Source organism: Streptomyces sp. AK010, from assembly GCF_014207295.1.
GTDB classification, from domain to species: Bacteria; Actinomycetota; Actinomycetes; order Streptomycetales; family Streptomycetaceae; genus Streptomyces; species Streptomyces massasporeus.
Window position 1 is genome coordinate 1 of sequence record NZ_JACHCX010000060.1, and the last position, 2,364, is coordinate 2,364.

2 protein-coding genes are annotated in these 2,364 nt (G+C 68.2%); both read right to left on the reverse strand.

Annotated features, from left to right (window positions below; all coding sequences use genetic code 11):
• Positions 1-54 precede the first annotated feature (54 nt).
• The gene (gene istB, locus HDC93_RS37525) at positions 55-825 is read right to left on the reverse strand and encodes an IS21-like element helper ATPase IstB (RefSeq protein WP_185015234.1); all 771 of its coding nucleotides are present in this window, start codon (positions 823-825) and stop codon (positions 55-57) included.
• A complete protein-coding gene (gene istA / locus HDC93_RS37530; RefSeq protein ID WP_185015235.1) occupies positions 822-2,240 on the reverse strand; it encodes an IS21 family transposase in 1,419 nt (472 codons plus the stop codon). The genes istB and istA overlap by 4 nt, the downstream gene beginning before the upstream one ends.
• Positions 2,241-2,364 lie beyond the last annotated feature (124 nt).

Below are 2,364 nucleotides of genomic sequence, written 5' to 3' on the forward strand. Positions count from 1 at the left end.
TGTCGGCGTACGGACTTTTCTCCCCAGTTGCGTACGGACGAACGTCCCCAGGTGTCAGGCCACGTCGTTCTCTCGCTCGATGGCCTTGAGGCGGTTCTTGAGCCGGTAGCTGGGGCCGTTGATGGAGATTACTTCGCAGTGGTGCAGGAGGCGGTCGAGGATGGCGGTGGCGAGGACCTCGTCGCCGAAGACCTGGCCCCATTCGCTGAAGGTCTTGTTCGAGGTCAGGATGATCGAGCCCTTCTCGTAGCGCTTCGAGATGACCTGGAAGACCAGGTTCGCCTCGGCTCGTTCGAGGGGCTGGTAGCCGACCTCGTCGACCACGAGGACACTGGGCCGCAGGTAGGTGCCGAGCTTGTTCGTCAGACGGCCGGCGGTCTCGGCGGCTTTGAGGTTGCGGACCATGTCGTCGAGGCTGGTGAAGTAGATCGAGTAGCCGGCCCGGCAGGCCGCGACCGCGAGAGCGACGGCGATGTGCGTCTTGCCGACCCCGGGCGGCCCGAGCAGGGCGGCGTTCGCCTTGCCGTCGACGAACGAGAGGGTGGCGAGGTCCTTGACCTTGCGCGGTTCGAGGTCGGGCTGGAAGGAGAAGTCGTACTCGTCGAGCGTCTTGTGGTGCGGCAGCCGGGAGAGCCGCAGGCCCTGGCGGAAGCGGCGGTCGTCGCGGACGGCGAGTTCCTCGGACAGGACCAGGTCGAGGAAGTCGAGGTAGCCCATCTTCCCTTCGTCGGCCCGCCGGGTGTACTCGTTGATCGTTTCGGCCAGGTGGGGCAGGCCGAGCTTGCCGGCCGTGTTGCGGATGCGGGTGGAGACCAGCTCGCTCAAGACGTTTCCCTCGTGGTCGGACGGGTGGTGAAGGGACGGGTGCCGGTCAGCTCGTCATAGACCGACAGCGGACGCCGACCGACCTCGATGCGGGTGGCCGAGGCCCGGTCCAGCAGGGCCTGCAAGGGTCCGGCCTCCTCGCCCGGAGGACGCTCCCGGCGGGGCCGGGGCAGGACATCGCCGGTGGTGGTGCGGCGGCCCTTGCCGGTGGGCAGGCCGTCCCAGTGGGCTTCTTCGACGACGCGGGTCCCGCGGCCGATCGCCCGCGGGTGGGTGGCCAGCAGCGTCTCGCCGCTGGAGTCGGCGACGGTGGAATGCAGCATGACCTGCGATTTCGTGACCCTGATCTCGACCAGCTGACGCGGTCGGACCCTGCGGGCCGGCACTGAGTAGAGGTTGCCGCCGAAGGCGACCAGGCAGTCCTTGCCGACCGGCCGCAGATGCCGTTCGGCCACCAGATACGGAGTCTCCGGCAGAGGCTTGAGGGCCATGTGATCACGGGCCGCCCGCTCTCCGATGATCTGCTGGTGGGTCCTGTGGGCCTGGGCCCGCCGCTGCGGCACCCAGGTAGTGAAGGCGGCGTCCATCTCCTCGACGGAGGAGAAGGACCGGCCGGAAAGGACGTGGTCGCGGACGATGAGGACCTGCCGTTCGACGCGTCCCTTGCCGGTGGGGCGGTAGGCGGCCAGGACGTCGATGTCGAAGTCGTAGTGACCGGCGAACCCGACCGCTTCCGGATGCAGCGGGACCGCCTCACCCGGGGCGACGTGACGTCGCACGACGGTCTTCGTGCGGTCGTAGACGATCGTCATCGGCACCCCGCCGAAGTGGGCGAAGGCCCGGCGGTGGCAGTCGAAGAACGTCTGCAGGTCCTGGCTGGTGGTGAAGCAGCAGAACGGGTCGCGCGAGTACGACAGCGTCATGTGGAAGGAGTAGACCTTCGGAATGCCCATGTGGGCGAGGATCTTGCCCTCGTCGCCCCAGTCCACCTGAGCCTGGGCGCCGGGGATCACCTCGAACCGGCGGTGCATGCCGGCGAGTTCCTTCGGCGTGATGCCGAGTTCCTCGGCGATGCGGGGCCGGGCTTCCTGGACGTAGAGCTTGACGCGCTGGTAGTTGCCGGTGAACCCGTACTCCGCGGCCAGCCGCCCGTGGATCACCGCGGCCTTCATCAGGATCTCGGCCCGCAGCATCGAGTCGACCAGCGGCGCGAACTCGTCGATGACCCTCGCCTTCGACCGCCCGTTCGGCGACCGGCGCGGCGGGGTCGCCGGCCCCGGCGCCGACAGATACTTGCGGACCGTCTTGCGGTCCAGCCCGGTCTCCCGGGCAACCTCCGACAGGCTGATCGCCCCGGATTCCAACAGACTCCGGAAGCGCCGCAGCTCCAACCAACGTTGCGGATCCAGGACCACCGTCGACCGCCTTCCGCCGCCCCTCACCGACGAGCAGCAGAGTGCCGAGCAGCAGGACTCACCGCATCAACAACTGTCCCTTTTCATCCGTACGCGGGTGGGGACGTTCACGTGTACGCCGACA